Raw genomic sequence first — 14,486 nt, 5'->3', positions numbered from 1 at the left:
CTGGGCCTGGTCGGTGGGGTGCTCCGAGCACAGGTCGCTGTCGGGGTCCATCTGGGCGCAGCGGTCCGCGTTCACGATCTGGGTGTCGAGCTGCTGGAGGAGGTCGGGTTTGCCGTCCTCGCCGAGTTCGTCGAGCATGCCCCAGCCCAGGGCGCGTACCTCGGACTCGGGGACGGCCCGGTCGGTGGCGATGTCGATCGGCTCCTGTTCGACCGGGGAGTCCAGCCGGAGCAGGGCCAGGTCGTTCCAGAGCAGGTACTGGGAGAACTCGTGGTCGGGGTCCTCGGAGACGTCGACGACCTCGTAGTCGGGGTGTTCGACGACCTCGACGACCTCGCGTTCGCTGCCGCCCTGGGTCTGGTCGTTGCTGCCCACGCGCACGTCGATCTGTTCGGGTTCGGTGCAGTGTCCGGCGGTGAGCACCCACTGGTCGGTGACCAGAGCGCCGCCGCAGTAGTGGGTGCCGTTGTCGTCGTAGAGGGCGGTGACGAACCCGTATTCCTCGGTGGCGTCCTCCCCACCGATGATCGCGTGGGCCGCAGGCGGGGCGATGAGTGCGGTCGCCGCCATGAACGCGCCGATGGCGATCGCTCCCGCGATGGCCGGGCCGAACCTGGGGGAGTCCTCCGCGTGCTTCAGGTCCTCGCGGTCATCGGTCATGTCACGCCTTTCCTGTTCGGTGTCCTCGGTCGATGAGGTGTGATCCCACGCTAGGGAGCGGCGCGTGGGAAATCACCGACCGTGAGGACCAATTCCGCCACCGACGAAGGTCGACGCGAGCAGGGAGGCGAGGCGGACGAAAGAGACGTGTGCGTCCTGGAACGGTGTCTTTCGTCCGGTGGCCCGGTGAAGGCCGGATGAGGGCGAGCGGCGGGAAATGTCACCGCCGGTCCCGCCTTTCCGGGAGGGATGTCCCGGCGGTCGGATAACGCCCGGTGTCGACCCCCGCCCGGTTCGTCTGCTTTCCGCGGGAGAACGCGCACCCGCCGCGCCGCGCACGACGCTTCCCGGGCCGGATACGGACCACGGAACCGGTGTCGGACCCCGCTTCGGGCTTTCGGCCCGAGGGGCGCCGAGCGGGGATCGGATGCCCGGTGTCCAGGTGTTCCGGGGGCGTTCCTCGTCTTTCCGGGTCGGCGTCCGGAGCCGTGGTGGGCGGGCCTCGACCCACGTGGTCCACATGCGTGAAGAGGGTGTCTGCCCGGCGGTGGTAAAGAATCCGTGAGGACCGATGCGCGTCCATTCGCGGGCCCGTGACAAAGGGGGTGTCGGCGCAGCGCAAAGGTGATGTAGTCCAGATCACCTCGGCAGTTCGGGTTTTATCCCCGTGCTGAGGGAAGAAGGGCGAACATGATCGCGACGGGGACGTATTCCTCTCGCAGTGGATCCGTTTCCACGGAACCAGGGGGGTTCAAGCGGATCCGCGAGGAAAGGAGAGACAGTGGCACGAACCGCGTACAGGATCACCGCACTGGCGGCCTCCGGAGCCTTGGCGATCGGGGTCGGCGTGACCGGAGCGCACGCCGCGATCGGGACACCCTCCTCCGCGCAGTCCACGCCCGTGTCCGTGTCCTCGGAGAGCGCGGCGCAGGAGGCCCAGTGGCCCGAGTACCGCCAGACGGAGATGGGCTGGAACGTCTCGGTGGCCAAGCACCTGCTGTGGGAGCAGGACTACTACGAGCCGGGCGGCACGCTGGACGACCGTTTCGACGAGGCGACGGTCGAGTCCCTGCTCGACTACCAGCAGGACACCGACCTCAAGGTGACGGGGATCCTCGACGGTCGTAGCTGGGAGTTCCTGGTCGAGGACGCCGGCACGCTCTCCCAGGGCGACGAGGGCCCGGCGGTGGCCGCTGCGCAGACCGCACTGCACGAGAAGCTCGGCTACGACCTGACCGACGACGGATACCGCACCTACGCCCCCGAACCGGGCTCCTTCGGCCCGGCCACACACGAGGCGGTCGTCGACTTCCAGGAGGAGAACGGTCTCGCGGCCGACGGTGCGGTGGACGCCGACACCTTCGAGGCCCTGGTCGTGACACCCGAGCAGTGACGACCCGGCCCTCAGGGGCCGGTCCACCCCTCGGAGGGCGCCCTCGGGGAAGGGGCGCCCCCGGGGGAGGCGCGGGAGGCACCCGACGTCCGTGGGCGACACGGCACGGACGCACGGCGCCTCCTCGGCACCGAGAACGACGCGGCGGTGCCCGGCCGGGAGATCCGGACGGGCACCGCCGCGTCGTCGGTTCCGCCTACGCGTCCGCCGAGACGACCGGTTGGCGCAGGATGGTGCGCCGCTTCTCCGGGGCGACCTTACGGAAGTCGCTCAGGTAGATCTCGTGGTGCCGACCGGCCATGCGTAGGCGCTGCTCGGGGATGAACCCGTCGTGCAGGCGCTCCAGCACGTCGGCCTCGTCGTCGAAGGGGCCGACGTGCAACGTCTGCACGCAGCGGCCCTCGGCGAGCGTCTCCCAGCGGACGTCGTCGAGGCGGGTCGGTGCCTTCTTCTTCCGGACCCCCTCGACGACGCCGTCGAAACCGTCCCGGTCGATCCAGTCCGGGACCATGAGCATCAGTGTCCAGTCCCACCGTGTCTTGTCGCGGTCGGTCGTGAAGGCGTCCATGTCCTGCGACCACCACAGGCCTTCCAGGGGTGGGACCACGTAGTCGCGTTCGAGGTCCCGGCGGCTCGCGAACTTCAGCGCGTAGGCCACCGGGTAGAGCGCCTCGATCGCCTCGGCGAACGCGGGCGCGGTGTTCGGGTCACCGTGCCCGTCGACCATGAGGTACCGGTGTTCGGGCACGTCGATGACCTGGAAGCGGTCCCGGGGCGCGGAGTAGTGCTCAAGGGTCTTCTTGAAGTCCGTCTTGTTCGTCATCGGTCACCTGGACTCGCTCGGCGAGCCATTGCCTTTCCGCCTCCAGGAGGCTCAGGGAGAAGGAGAACACTTCGCTCGCGGGGCGGGGCAGGGGTGCCCGGGACTCTTGGGCCTCCCGGGCCGCTCGGACGCCGGCGATCCGGCCGTCGATGCCTTTCAGGCGTTCACGGAGCGCCCGTGCGTACTCCCGCTCGGAGAGCAGGGGTAGATGGGCCACCCCGGTCGTCAGCGGGTGGGCGACCAGTCGTGGTTCGCGGATGAGGGCCGCCGTCGCGCGCGTCGCGGACGCCACGCCCTCGGATGTGGCGTGGAAGACCCGCCGCGACCGTGCCGCGGCGGGCGCGTCGGGCACGTGGAGCAGGCCGCGCTTCTCCAGCTTGGCGAGCAGGTAGTAGATCGAGGAGAACCCGATGTCGGTCCACTGTCGGATGCCCCGTTGCTCGATCACCTGCTCCAGGTCGTAACCGTGCCGGGGGCGTTCGATGACCAGGCCCAGCACGGTCAGTTCGGCGGGTGTCAACTCCATGGTCATATTCTAGCACTAGAATAAAACCTGCGGCCGGAACGCGCCGACCGACGCGCCGCCCGTGGGTCCCGGCCCCTGCTCTCGTGCACCGCCGCCGCGAGGCGGGGGAGGGGAGTGTGCCTTGGTCGGTGCTGGCGGCCCGCGCCGGCAGGGGGTCTCCCGCGGGCCCGCCCGTCGTGGGTCCGCTCGGGGTCGGGCGGTGTGGCCGGGCCCGTGCGCCGTCGGGTGGGGGCTCCGCGTCCGGATCGGCGAGCGCGCTCGCCTGACGGTGCCGTCGTGTACTTTCGATCGACGCGTGTTCGTCGGGAGGCGCTCCGTGTGCGGGTCCGGCCCTGAGGGCCGGACCCTTGTGCGTTGGGTGAAAAAATACACCTTGAGAATGTTTGCGCGGCCTGAAAAAATCGGTCGTGGGCGAGGAGGACCGATGGGGCTGCGAGAGAGAAAGAAACAGGCCACCAGGCGTGCCCTTCAGAGTGCCGCGATCCGGCTCACCCTGGAGCGCGGGCTGGAGAAGGTGACGGTGGAGGAGATCGCCGCCGAGGCCGAGGTCTCCGCCCGCACCTTCTTCAACTACTTCGCCACGAAGGAGGACGCCCTCATCGGCGACGCCCCCTACGCCTCCGACGAGCGCGACCGGGCGGAGTTCGTCGCCGGAGGGCCCACGGGCGACTTCGCCGAGGACCTCATCCATCTCCTCATCAACGGCCTGGCCGGGGCGGGCGACCTCGCCACCCACCGGGCCGAGGCGACGCGGCGCAAGGAACTCATCGAGCGGGAGCCCCAGCTGCTGCCCGGGTTCCTCAGTCGGCTCCACGGTGTCGAGCAGGGGCTGGCCGCGGCGGTCGCCGAGCGTTCCGGTTCCTCCGCCGAGGACCTGCACTCCCAGGTGATCGCGGGCGCCGCCATGTCCGTCCTTCGGCACACCCTGAAGCGCGTCCCCTACGGGGACGAGGCGAACGCGGACGTGGCGCGGTCCCTGCTGCGCGAGGCGTTCGTGACCCTCGGTGAGGCTTTCGGCCCGCATCGCTGACCGTGGCCCGGCCGGACACTGTGGCTTAGCTCTCAGGAACGCCCGCGAGTCCGTTTTCGTCCTATGTATGGGGTTTTATCCCCGGTGAGGACACTCCCCCGGGAGGCCCGGGGTGGAAGTCAGGGGACCGCCAGGGCTGTCCCCGATGGGAAACGTCGCAAGGAACGGGCAGGCTGGAACCATGAGCGAGAACTTCGGGGGCAAGCGCCTTCAACGCAGCGAATCCGACCGTTTCCTGACCGGTGTGTGCGGCGGTATCGCGGCCTACACCGGCATCGACTCCACCCTGATCCGGGTCCTCTTCGTCGTCTTCACCCTGCTCGGCTTCAGCGGCGTGTTCATCTACATCGTCGCGTGGCTGCTCATGCCGTCGGAGAGCGAGCAGCGTTCGCTGCTGGAGCAGATCATCCGCAACTTCCAGGGAAAGGCGAGTGATCGCTGATGATGTGGAACCTGAGGGCCCACCCGGACTGGCACCGGCGGGACACCCGCTGTCCGCGGGAGGACCACGAGGCCGAGGAGAAGCGGGACCACACCGCCGAACACGGTTCCGGAGAACAGTGACGGGCCACGCGGGGGAGGCCGGAGGCGGACGCGTCCGCCTCCCCGCGCCCTAGCGCGAGGGTCGGCGCACACCCGCGCCGACACGTCGCTCCGGTGGCGTCGTCGACGCCGTCCCCCCCGGCCGACGCCCGACCCGGGCCGATCCCCTGTCCGGCCCCGTGCCGGTACCACCGGTGCGCCGCCCGCGAGGGGCGGCCTCCACCGAACACGCCTTCAGGGCGCGTTCCCCTTCTCGGTCTTCTGCATGCGGGCGATCGTCGCGCCGGCCATCCGGGACCACTGGAGCGCCAGGACCGAGGCCCCCACCACGCCGATCACACCGGCCCACGCGATGACCGGGCCGGTGCCGAAGGACTCCACGAAGTAGCTCGCCAGCAGGATCCCCAGGCCCTGCGCCACCTGGAGCCCCGAGGCGGCCAGACCGAACGCCTGCGCGCGCCCCTCCTGCGGTACGCACAGAACGAAGGCGGCGTTGGCGACGAACTGGTAGGAGCCCGCCGCACCGCACAGCGCCAGAGCGACGATCATCAGCCACAGGGGTGCCTGGAAGAACCACAGCAGTAGCGGTACCGAGGTCAGCACGGCCAGGGGGCCCAGCAGGCGCATCCGGGTCGGTGGGGGCACCAGGCGGGTGAGGATCAACCCGCCGAACAGCGCGCCGATCGAGGCCCCCGCCATGATGAACCCGGTCGCGGTCGCACCGGCGCCGGCCTCGTCGGCCATCGGCGTGGCCAGGCCGTAGGGGATGCCGTAGAGGCCGGCGAGCCAGGCCAGCAGGACGAGCGTGCGCAGCTCCGCGTCGGTGAAGACCAGCTTCGCGCCGCCCCGGAACATCGACAGCAGCCCGGGCCGTTTGGGCTTGCCCTCGGCCTGGTCGGCGGCGTCCCGCTCGCGCGGGGGGACGGGCCGGTGCCGGACCCCGAACAGCACGATCAGGGCGGACAGGGCGAAGAGCAGGCCGGTGCCCATCACCGTGATGTTGGGGCCGATGAGCGAGACGGTCACGCCACCGGCGATGAGGCCGAGGAGCATGCCCACCTGGGCGGTGAGCTGGATGATGGTGGTACTGGCGACGTAGCGTTCGCCCTGGATGATCTGGGTGAGCAGCGCAGCGCGGGCGGCGGCGAAGGGGATCCCGGGCAGCACCACGAAGAACATCAGCACCCAGATCGCCCAGACCGGCATGCCGGGCACGCCCATGAGCACGATGACGCCGGCCCGCAGGACGTCGCAGGCGATCATCACCTGGCGCCGGGGGAGGATGTCGGCGAGGCCGGAGAGCAGGGGACCGCCGATCAGCGGGGGCAGGAAGTTCAGCGCGAGGGTGACGCCGGCGGCGAAGGCCGACGCGGTCACGTGGTAGACCAACAGCGCGGTGGCGATGTTCAGCAGGTTGTTGCCGATCACCGACAGGGCGTGGGCGAGCCAGATGGAGCGGAACTCACGGATCGCCATGACGTCGCGGTAGCTGCTCCGCCATTCGTTTTCCCGGGTTTTCTGAGCCTTCGAGGATTCGTGGTCCTCGTTGTCAGGGGCTTCGTCGATCCTCGGATTGCCCACCGGGCACTCCCTACTGTTACAGGCTTGAAATCACGCTGTGTCGTGTCCCAATGACCAACGGTTCCGGAAGGTGGGCCCACTGGCAAGTCGTTCGGGGAAATTCGTATCTGATTCGTTGCTCCGGGTAATGCCCCGGAGTCGGATTCGGCGATGCGTAGTCGGACCTATGGGCGGATTGTTTTCCCGGCTTGCTCTCTATGGGTGGGAGTGTGCTCTGGTGTCCTGATGAACCGCCCGGAGTGAGAGGGGCACTCCCTCCGGGTTTTCCGTCGACGGGGCGTGATGTTCGTGGAACGCAGTTCCCTTTTTCGCCTCCCCGAGATGACGGGGCGAATACTCCGGGGTGGGGTCGCGCTGCGTGCTCGCACGTCCGACCACCGTCCCCCGCGCCCGCCCTGACCGCGACCGGTCCTTCCCGGTCCGCCCTCGGGGGATCACCCCCGGCGACCCCGTTCACCCCCAGCCGAGTTCGATCAGACGCGCGTCGTCGATGCCGAAGTGATGGGCGATCTCGTGCACCACGGTCACCAGCACCTCGTGCACCACGTCGTCCGGCGTCTCGCAGATCGCGCAGATGTTGCGGCGGTAGATGAAGATCTGGTCCGGGAGCACCCCGAAGTAGGAGTCGCCCCTCTCGGTCAGCGGGATCCCCTCGTACAGTCCGAGCAGTCCCTCCGCCGACTCGTCCTCGACCGTGATCACCACGTTGTCCATCAACCGGGAGAGCTCGGGCGGGATCCGGTCCAGGGCGTCGGCCACCAGTTCCTCGAAGTCCCTACGTGTCAGTTCAACCACACCCGTCATTGTGGCGCGTCCCCGGGGCGGCGAGGAAGAGACATAACACTCTGGTCGGGATGAAGCATTGGGAACGGTCTCCGTCGACGGCATGATGGGGGTGTGTTGTCACAGATCCGCGCTTATGACCTCCGTGGGGCCCTCGATCGTTCACGCGCCTTCCTCGGCCGTGCGCGCGAGGCCATCGGTCGATGGCGCGCCGGACGCCTGTGGCGCTGGAGCTGCGTCGTCGTGGCCGGCCTGCTCGGTGGTTGGCTCGGCCTCGCCCTGGGCGGGCAGGTGGTCACCCCCATCGGCCCGGCGGACGTCACCTTCTCGCTGAGCCCCCAGTGGCACGGGGAGACGGTGGTGAACGTCGCGCCGCTCGGGCAGCTCGCCTTCGACACCCACGCCGCCCCGCTGCGGATCGAGGCGGCCATCACCGAGATCCGCAGTTCCGCGGCCCAGGAGATGTTCACCGATCCCCAGGCCATCGACCGGATGGCCGCGGGCATCGGCGCCGACCTCACCAGCGGCGTGACCGCCCTGGTGCTGCGTTCCCTGCTCGTGGCGGCCCTCGGCGCCGCCCTGATGGGGCTGCTGCTGTTCCGGAACGCCTGGCGCGCCCTGGCCAGCGCCGTGACCTCCGTGGTGGTCCTGGCCGCCGCCGGCGGTGTGGCGGCCCTGACCTTCAACCCGAGCGCCATCGTGCAGCCGCGCTACACGGGTCTCCTCGGAGAGGCGCCCGCCGTGGTCGGCAGCGTCGACGACGTGGTCGGACGGTTCACGGAGTACCAGGAGCAGCTCGCCGGGCTCGTCGGCAACGTGGCGATGATCTACCAGGCCACGTCGTCGCTGCCGGTCTACGAGGAGGACGAGTCGGTCATCCGCGTGCTGCACGTCTCCGACATCCAGCTCAACCCCGCCTCGTGGAGCATCATCGGCACCCTCCAAGAGCAGTACGGGGTGGACGTGATCGTGGACTCCGGCGACCTCACCGAGCGCGGCAGCGCCGCGGAGGACGTCTTCGCCGACGAGATCGGCAAGCTGGACGTGCCCTACGTGTGGGTGCGCGGTCAGCACGACTCGGCCGGTACCCAGAGGGCCGTGGAGGCGCAGTCCAACGCCGTGGTCCTGGACGGTGACGTCACCGAGGTGGCCGGGCTCACCTTCTTCGGGGCGGGCGACCCCCGGTACGTCGCGGACGCCACCCGGCTCAACCCCGACGAGGCCGAGGTGGCCGCACTGGGGGAGGAACAGGCCGCGTCGGTGGCGGACGGTGAGACCGACGTGGACGTGGCGATCCTGCACACCCGCGCCCAGGCCCGACCCTTCGACGGGGTGGTCCCCCTGGTGCTGGCGGGCAACGAGCACCGGCGTTCCACCGAACTCTCGGACCTGGGGACCCGGTTCCTCGTCCAGGGTTCCACCGGTGGCGCCGGCATCAGTGGCCTGGATCACGACGAGGATCGACCGACCCCGTACCAGGCGTCGGTGCTGTACTTCGATGCCGAGACGGGACGGCTCCAGGCCCGCGACGACATCGACCTCGGCGGTGTCGGCCTCACGTCCGCGCAGGTCGAGCGGCACATCGAGGAGGACCCCGACCGGACCGTCGGCGACGAGCCGGAAGAGGAGCCGGAAGAGGAACCGGAGGGCGATCAGGAGGAGGGAGGGGAGTCCACACCCTGACCGGGGTCCCGCGGGTGGCGCTGGTTCGGCCCGGCCCGGGGTATCACTTTGGACTTGGTGGGAATCTCCCCTATGCTTAGGGCTGTCTACACGGGCCCCCATCGTCTAGCGGCCTAGGACGCCGCCCTTTCAAGGCGGTAGCGCGGGTTCGAATCCCGTTGGGGGTACGAAGCGGTCAGACCACTGCCGGACATCTGGCAGAATGGACACCGCAGCGAGACACCGGGCCGCAAAGCCGGGTGTCACAACTGAACAAGGTCCTGTGGAGCAGTTAGGAGTGCTCGCCACCCTGTCAAGGTGGAGGCCGCGGGTTCAAATCCCGTCAGGACCGCAAGCGTCGCCGCTCGGCGCCGCGGCTAGGTAGCTCAGTTGGTACGAGCGTCCGCCTGAAAAGCGGAAGGTCGGCGGTTCGACCCCGCCCCTAGCCACATCACATAGACGTGCACGAAGGCCCCGCCACCTGTGGAAACAGGTGGCGGGGCCTTTTCGTGCGTCGATGCTCTTTGCGGCCGCCCCAGCGGCGAGGGGTTGCGCCAGCCGTCCGGTCCGGGTTGTCTTATCGGCGGGTGTCTTTCCCCCCTCCCCCGAAGAGACCGAGGCGACATGTGGAAGCTCGTGTTCAGGTTGCACGTACTCGGCGCCGTGTTGCTCGCCGTGACCAGCGCTCTGCAGGTGTTCCAGGGACGCCCGTGGCTCGCGCTCATGTTCGGTGTCTGTGCGCTCACCTCGGTCGCTTGCAGCGTGGTCTGGGCCGTGACCGCGAGGCACAGCGACACGCAGGGGTCGTGGAGGAGCACGGGTCGTCACTCGCGCTCGTCGTCGGTGCAGTAAGCACCGCACCGTACACGGGCGCCGGCCCTCGCGGTGACGTCCTCGAGGGGACGTGGGGCGCGGGGTCCCGGAGGGGAGCGGGTCCGGCCTAGGCCCAGGTGACGCCGTGCCAGCTGACGTGGTGGTCCGTGTGGTCGGAGTCCTTCGTGCACCAGTAGGTGGCGCCGTCGCGGGACAGGTAGCGGTCGCAGGCGATGCCGACGGCCCGGTCCTCGGCGAGCCTGAGCAGGGCGGGCTGGTCCTCGCCGAAAACGTCGTCGTGCTCCAGGCCGTCCAGGAGGAGCTCCTGCCGGGACAGGTAGGGCGACTCCGCGAGCGGCGGGCGGATGACCATGGCGGTCGCGTTGTCCCCGCTCTCCGCCTCGCGGGCGGCGTCCACCAGCACGTGCGCGAGGACGTCCGGGCAATACGCGTGTTCGACGACCAGTTCCGCCAGGAGCCGCTCGTCCACGTAGTCGTGCACGCCGTCGGTGGTGAACAGCACCAGTTCGGCCGGGGGCGCGGAGGCGGTGCCGATGTCGCCGAGCACTGCGGTGGCCACGGAGGTGGTCAGCGCGTGGTCGCCGGCCTGCGCCAGGTCGTCCGCCACCCAGCGGTCACGGAGCCGCTGCCCGAAGGTGTGGTCCCGGGTGTGCCGGCGCAGACCCTCGCCGGACGACCAGGTCCAGAGCCGACAGTCGCCGACCCAGGCGATGTCGATCAGGTCGTCGGGGGCGTCCTGCCGGGCGTGCACCATGACGCAGTCGGCGCCGGGGTGGGTACGCGAGATCGCCCGTGTCGCGGCCAGGACGGCGTCCAGGGCCTCCCCGCCGGACTCGATGGCGGTGATGGCGGCGAGCGCGGCGGCGTCCCGGGTCCGGGGATGGTCTCCGAACCCGTCGGCCAACGAGGCACGCCATCCCCCGGACGCGTCGGCGACCTGGTGCGCGTAGGCGTCCTCCTGGTGTCGCCGCGGCCCCTGGTCGGAGTCGGTGGCGATGACGGGGGTGTGCATGCGCGCTCCTCTCCCAGTGGTGGGGTCTGGGGAGATGCTCGACGCGGTGGTTTGGTTCGCGCTTGCCCGCACGAGATCGTGAGTGAACCAGGACCGGGTGCGCGGGATCCACCACCATGTCGTTTTCCCTTGGGTGGAGGAGTGTGTTCCGTGCGTTCGAACGACCAGGACGGACCGAGCGAGACCGAACGTCTGCGTCTTCGGGTCGTCCGCCTGGAGATGCGTCTGGCGACACTGGCCGGAGACGCCCCGTCCGACCGGACGACGTCGGCCGCGCTCACCGGCGGCACCGTCGCCCTCTTCCTGTCACCGGCCCTGCCCTGGGTCCGTGAGGGAGGAGGGTTCAGGGTCTTCCGCGACGGCACGCTGGGCGCGCTGGAGCCCACGGGATACGCCACCGGATGGGACGTTCTGTGGGGCGCCCTCGAAGGCGAGCACGTGCTCCTCCTCGCGACCCTCGGCGCGCTTCTGTCGCAGATCGGGTTCGCGGTGGGCTGTCACTTCAAGCAGGACGGCTTCCGGCTCGCGACCCTGATGGCGCTGTGCGCCCTCGTCCCGGCCCTGTTCTTCGTCTCCTGGCTCTGGTCGGGGGTCCCGGCCGACGGGGCCCCGGGCGCCGGGGTGTTCGTCATGCTGGTGGCCAGTGCCGTGCTCGCCTGGGCGTCCTACCGTTCCTGGCACCAGGACCACGTGGTGGGGCGTTCCCCCGGTCGCCGGTGACCTGGGGTGGGTCCGGTAAGGTCCGTTGGCGTGAACCACGCGATCGCCGCCGACGGAACCCGCATCCGGTACGACGTCCACGGGGCGGGTGAGCCGCTGTTGCTCATCCACGGACAGTCGCTCGACCACACGATGTGGGAGGGCGTGTCCGACGACCTCGCCGCGCACCACCGGGTCGTCCGGATGGACATGCGCGGCACCGGGGAGAGCGACGTCCCCCTCGACGGCCCCTACAGCATGGAGCTGCTGGCGCGCGACGCCCTGGCGGTCCTGGACGACCTGGGCGTGGAGCGCGCCCACGTGTACGGCTTCTCCATGGGCGGCAAGGTGGCGCAGAACCTCGCCGCGATCGCCCCGGAACGGTTGGGCGCCCTGGTCCTGGGCTCGACCGCCCCCGGTGGCGAGCACGAGATCGAGCGCCCGCACCACGCGTCGATCGCCCTGCGCAAGGCCAACACGGAGGAGGGGCGGGCGCTCATCGCGTACCTCTTCTACACGCCGGTGTGGGCGGACGCCCATCCCGAGACCGTCGCCCGGATCGTGCCGCGCAACCCGTTGCGGGCCCAGCGTCGCCACTACGAGGCCAGCATGAAGCACGACGGGTGGGACCTGCTGCCGCGCATCCAGGCGCCCACGCTCGTGGTGCACGGTGAGGATGACGAACTCACCCCGATCGGCAACGCCGCACTGCTCGCCGAGCGCATTCCCGACGCCCGGCTGCTGGTGCTGTCCGGGGCGCGCCACGGCTACCTGCACGAGTCCGCGCCCAAGTCCACCGAGGCGGTCCGGGACTTCCTCGCCGAGCACCCTCTCCCGTAGTTCAGCGGAGCGAACGGACCAGGTCCACGGCGCGGGGGAAGGCGGCGATCTCCTCCTCGGTGAGGTTGGGGTCCTCACGACGTTCGGCCGCGGCCTCCTCCAGCAGGCGGGCGGGGTCGCCCCAGGCGCTGAGGACGTAGTGCGGCAGACCCGCCCCGGCCAGGCCCGCCAGCGGGTCGGGGGCGGTCAGGGACACCATCGCGACCAGCAGGGCGGTGAGGGCCAGGTCCAGGTCGGGGTCGCCCTCGCGGGCGTTGCACCAGTCGATCACCACCGGGCCCCGGTCGGTGAGCATCACGTTGTCGGGGTGCAGGTCCATGTGCAGGATCCGGCCCGGGCCCAGCCGCGCGGGAAGCTCGTGCAGGCGCCTGTGCAGGTCCACGAGCGTCGTGAACACCTCGGTCGGAGAGAGCTCCCCGCTCAGGCTCGCCGAGAGCATCGTGGGGCCGTGGAGGCGCTCCATCTCCATGTCCCGGCCCTCGGCCCGGTGGACGGCGGGCACGGGGAACCCGTGCGCCGCCACGTGCCGCATGACGGTCGCCTCCGCGGCCGTGTCGCGGTCGTACCGGTAGCGACGCAGCACCCGATGGTCGTCGAGCGCGAACACGTCGGCGTCGCGCCCGGACGCCAGTGGTGCGGGAGGGGTGCCGGACACGGCGGCTCCTGGGCTCAGGTGGGCGGGGGAGGGTCGGATCGCAGGCGGTCCAATTCGCGGCGGTCCTTCTTGGTGGGGCGGCCCGCGCCGCGGTCGCGGCGGATCACCGGCCCGACGGAGTGCTGTGGTTGCGCGGGGGTGCGGTCCTCGTAACAGCGGACCGCGAGCGGGGCACCGACCCTCTTGACGATGACGTGCGTCACATCGACGATCCGGGTGGTGCCGTGCAGGCGCACCCGCACCTGGTCGCCGACCTTGAGCGTGGTGGCCGCCTTGGCGGGGCGGTCGTTGACGCGCACATGCCCGCCGCGGCAGGCCTGCGCCGCGTCCGACCGGGTCTTCGTCAGGCGGACCGCCCACAGCCAACGGTCCACCCGTGTGGTGTCGGGGCCGGTGGGAAGAGGGGCGGCCGGGTCGCTCACGCGGGGTCCTCTCGTCGGTTCCAGGGGTCTACGCACCACTTTAGGTCCGCGACGGTACGAAGCGCTCCGAAGTCGCGCTAGAGTTGTGAACGCAACGAGGTCCTGTGGAGCAGTTAGGAGTGCTCGCCACCCTGTCAAGGTGGAGGCCGCGGGTTCAAATCCCGTCAGGACCGCAGCATCGAAGGCCCGGTGTCCCCAGGACCCCGGGCCTTCGGCGTTGTCGGGCACGTCGTCGGTCAGGACGGGGGACGATGGTGACGTACCGGTACGCCATCGAACGCGCGGATCACTCGGCGCTGGCGAGCGGGCACGTGCTGCGCTCCGCGCCCGGATTCCCGGGGTTCCCCGTCCGGTTGGCCAGCGAACTCCTCCAGCGCGCGAGGGTCCACCTGGAGGGTGACCGGGCCCGCCTGTGGGACCCCTGCTGTGGCAGCGGCTACCTGGTGAGCGTCCTGGGGCTGTTGCACCGCGACCTGATCACGCATGTGCGCGCCACCGACGTGGACGCCGACGCCGTCGGCATCGCCGCGCGCAACCTCGAACTCCTGACCGTCGAGGGGCTGACCGAACGCGAACGCGAACTGCGCCGCTCGGCCCGCGACTTCGGCCGGATCGCGTTCGTGGAACGGGCCGAGGCCGCCCGCGACCTGGCGGCCGGGTTGACCGTGATGGGCGGGGACCTGCCGCACGCGTCGGCCGTGGCCGACGTCTTCACCCTCACCGAGCCGGTCGACGCCGATCTCGTGGTCACCGACGTTCCGTACGGGGAGCTGACGCACTGGGAGGGCGACGCCCCACAGGACCCGGTCCACGGTCTGCTCGCGGCGATGGGGCGGGTGCTGCCCTCGCGCGCCGTGGTGGTGGTGACGGCGCGTACGCGCCGTGTCCGGCTGCCCGAGGGGGTGCGCGCGCTGGAGCGGGTCAAGGTCGGCAACCGTGCGGCGGTCCTGGTCCGGGCGCGCGACATCGCCGGGATCTGAGTCCCGTCGTCCACAGCCTGTGGACGGCCGACGCCCCCTCGCC

The 14,486-nt window shown here is 70.4% G+C and carries 17 protein-coding genes and 4 tRNA genes; 13 read left to right on the top strand and 8 right to left on the bottom strand.

Translation table 11 applies throughout. From position 1 onward, the window contains the following. On the bottom strand, positions 1 to 660 hold a 660-nt coding region (locus DSY14_RS22145), incomplete at its 3' end, for a trypsin-like serine protease (RefSeq protein WP_374224041.1). Between the two features lie 781 nt (positions 661 to 1,441). On the opposite strand from DSY14_RS22145, the gene DSY14_RS22140 reads away from it, so the two are divergent. Beyond that, positions 1,442 to 2,053 (top strand): peptidoglycan-binding domain-containing protein, encoded by a 612-nt coding sequence (locus DSY14_RS22140; protein ID WP_211718540.1) that lies wholly within the window; start codon positions 1,442 to 1,444, stop codon positions 2,051 to 2,053. A gap of 196 nt (positions 2,054 to 2,249) precedes the next feature. Here DSY14_RS22140 and DSY14_RS22135 read toward each other — a convergent pair whose 3' ends face one another. Together DSY14_RS22135 and DSY14_RS22130 are read right to left on the bottom strand one after the other, a co-directional pair. Next, complete coding sequence (locus DSY14_RS22135) at positions 2,250 to 2,876, bottom strand: GyrI-like domain-containing protein (protein ID WP_211718539.1); 627 nt, start codon at positions 2,874 to 2,876, stop codon at positions 2,250 to 2,252. After that, on the bottom strand, positions 2,842 to 3,402 hold the full coding sequence (locus tag DSY14_RS22130) for a PadR family transcriptional regulator (RefSeq protein WP_211718538.1): 561 nt from the start codon (positions 3,400 to 3,402) through the stop codon (positions 2,842 to 2,844). The genes DSY14_RS22135 and DSY14_RS22130 overlap by 35 nt, the downstream gene beginning before the upstream one ends. Positions 3,403 to 3,826: 424 nt before the next feature. Here DSY14_RS22130 and DSY14_RS22125 point away from each other — a divergent pair, with 424 nt between their 5' ends. From DSY14_RS22125 to DSY14_RS29315, 3 genes are all read left to right on the top strand, one after another. Then, positions 3,827 to 4,432: a TetR/AcrR family transcriptional regulator gene (locus DSY14_RS22125; RefSeq protein ID WP_211718537.1), complete on the top strand. Its 606-nt coding sequence runs from the start codon at positions 3,827 to 3,829 to the stop codon at positions 4,430 to 4,432. Between the two features lie 181 nt (positions 4,433 to 4,613). After that, positions 4,614 to 4,874, top strand: coding sequence for a PspC domain-containing protein (locus DSY14_RS22120; RefSeq protein ID WP_211718536.1), 261 nt, complete (start codon positions 4,614 to 4,616; stop codon positions 4,872 to 4,874). Further along, positions 4,874 to 4,996, top strand: coding sequence for a hypothetical protein (locus DSY14_RS29315; RefSeq protein ID WP_283091675.1), 123 nt, complete (start codon positions 4,874 to 4,876; stop codon positions 4,994 to 4,996). Before DSY14_RS22120 ends, DSY14_RS29315 begins: the two co-directional genes overlap by 1 nt. 213 nt (positions 4,997 to 5,209) lie before the next feature. Here DSY14_RS29315 and DSY14_RS22115 read toward each other — a convergent pair whose 3' ends face one another. Both DSY14_RS22115 and DSY14_RS22110 read right to left on the bottom strand, forming a co-directional pair. Continuing rightward, positions 5,210 to 6,556: an MFS transporter gene (locus DSY14_RS22115; RefSeq protein WP_211718535.1), complete on the bottom strand. Its 1,347-nt coding sequence runs from the start codon at positions 6,554 to 6,556 to the stop codon at positions 5,210 to 5,212. Positions 6,557 to 7,009: 453 nt separating this feature from the next. Further along, entirely contained in the window at positions 7,010 to 7,360 is a 351-nt protein-coding gene (locus DSY14_RS22110) for a metallopeptidase family protein (protein WP_211718534.1), read from the bottom strand. Between the two features lie 93 nt (positions 7,361 to 7,453). On the opposite strand from DSY14_RS22110, the gene DSY14_RS22105 reads away from it, so the two are divergent. From DSY14_RS22105 to DSY14_RS22085, 5 genes are all read left to right on the top strand, one after another. Next, positions 7,454 to 9,022, top strand: a complete 1,569-nt coding sequence (locus tag DSY14_RS22105; protein ID WP_211718533.1) for a metallophosphoesterase — start codon at positions 7,454 to 7,456, stop codon at positions 9,020 to 9,022. Between the two features lie 94 nt (positions 9,023 to 9,116). After that, positions 9,117 to 9,189 (top strand) — tRNA-Glu (locus DSY14_RS22100). 89 nt (positions 9,190 to 9,278) lie between these two features. Then, positions 9,279 to 9,353 (top strand) — tRNA-Asp (locus DSY14_RS22095). Between the two features lie 23 nt (positions 9,354 to 9,376). After that, positions 9,377 to 9,450: transfer RNA gene (locus DSY14_RS22090), tRNA-Phe, on the top strand. A gap of 175 nt (positions 9,451 to 9,625) precedes the next feature. Beyond that, positions 9,626 to 9,853, top strand: coding sequence for a hypothetical protein (locus tag DSY14_RS22085; protein ID WP_211718532.1), 228 nt, complete (start codon positions 9,626 to 9,628; stop codon positions 9,851 to 9,853). 88 nt (positions 9,854 to 9,941) lie between these two features. On the opposite strand, the gene DSY14_RS22080 is transcribed toward DSY14_RS22085, so the two are convergent. Then, complete coding sequence (locus DSY14_RS22080) at positions 9,942 to 10,847, bottom strand: PP2C family serine/threonine-protein phosphatase (RefSeq protein ID WP_211718531.1); 906 nt, start codon at positions 10,845 to 10,847, stop codon at positions 9,942 to 9,944. Positions 10,848 to 10,997: 150 nt separating this feature from the next. On the opposite strand from DSY14_RS22080, the gene DSY14_RS22075 reads away from it, so the two are divergent. Further along, complete coding sequence (locus tag DSY14_RS22075) at positions 10,998 to 11,567, top strand: hypothetical protein (RefSeq protein ID WP_211718530.1); 570 nt, start codon at positions 10,998 to 11,000, stop codon at positions 11,565 to 11,567. Positions 11,568 to 11,597: 30 nt separating this feature from the next. Continuing rightward, entirely contained in the window at positions 11,598 to 12,386 is a 789-nt protein-coding gene (locus DSY14_RS22070) for an alpha/beta fold hydrolase (protein WP_211718529.1), read from the top strand. 1 nt (position 12,387) lies between these two features. Here DSY14_RS22070 and DSY14_RS22065 read toward each other — a convergent pair whose 3' ends face one another. Continuing rightward, entirely contained in the window at positions 12,388 to 13,041 is a 654-nt protein-coding gene (locus DSY14_RS22065) for a phosphotransferase (protein WP_211718528.1), read from the bottom strand. Between the two features lie 14 nt (positions 13,042 to 13,055). Next, complete coding sequence (locus tag DSY14_RS22060; RefSeq protein ID WP_211718527.1) at positions 13,056 to 13,463, bottom strand: RNA-binding S4 domain-containing protein; 408 nt, start codon at positions 13,461 to 13,463, stop codon at positions 13,056 to 13,058. A 98-nt stretch (positions 13,464 to 13,561) separates the two neighbouring features. Here DSY14_RS22060 and DSY14_RS22055 point away from each other — a divergent pair. After that, a tRNA-Asp gene (locus DSY14_RS22055) sits at positions 13,562 to 13,636 on the top strand. Positions 13,637 to 13,717: 81 nt separating this feature from the next. Continuing rightward, positions 13,718 to 14,443, top strand: coding sequence for an rRNA methyltransferase (locus tag DSY14_RS22050; RefSeq protein WP_211718541.1), 726 nt, complete (start codon positions 13,718 to 13,720; stop codon positions 14,441 to 14,443). Positions 14,444 to 14,486: the final 43 nt, after the last annotated feature.

The sequence above is a fragment of the Nocardiopsis sp. MG754419 genome, assembly GCF_018207095.1.
Lineage (GTDB): Bacteria > Actinomycetota > Actinomycetes > Streptosporangiales > Streptosporangiaceae > Nocardiopsis.
Note: the sequence above shows the minus strand (reverse complement) of the source record. Positions and strands in the feature narration are given on the sequence as shown.

Coding starts and splice junctions, on each gene's coding strand:
- DSY14_RS22130 (WP_211718538.1), bottom strand. CDS start 3,402: ATGGAGTTGACACCCGCCGAACTGACCGTGCTGGGCCTGGTCATCGAA.
- DSY14_RS22110 (WP_211718534.1), bottom strand. CDS start 7,360: ATGACGGGTGTGGTTGAACTGACACGTAGGGACTTCGAGGAACTGGTG.
- DSY14_RS22125 (WP_211718537.1), top strand. CDS start 3,827: ATGGGGCTGCGAGAGAGAAAGAAACAGGCCACCAGGCGTGCCCTTCAG.
- DSY14_RS22085 (WP_211718532.1), top strand. CDS start 9,626: ATGTGGAAGCTCGTGTTCAGGTTGCACGTACTCGGCGCCGTGTTGCTC.
- DSY14_RS29315 (WP_283091675.1), top strand. CDS start 4,874: ATGATGTGGAACCTGAGGGCCCACCCGGACTGGCACCGGCGGGACACC.
- DSY14_RS22080 (WP_211718531.1), bottom strand. CDS start 10,847: ATGCACACCCCCGTCATCGCCACCGACTCCGACCAGGGGCCGCGGCGA.
- DSY14_RS22120 (WP_211718536.1), top strand. CDS start 4,614: ATGAGCGAGAACTTCGGGGGCAAGCGCCTTCAACGCAGCGAATCCGAC.
- DSY14_RS22135 (WP_211718539.1), bottom strand. CDS start 2,876: ATGACGAACAAGACGGACTTCAAGAAGACCCTTGAGCACTACTCCGCG.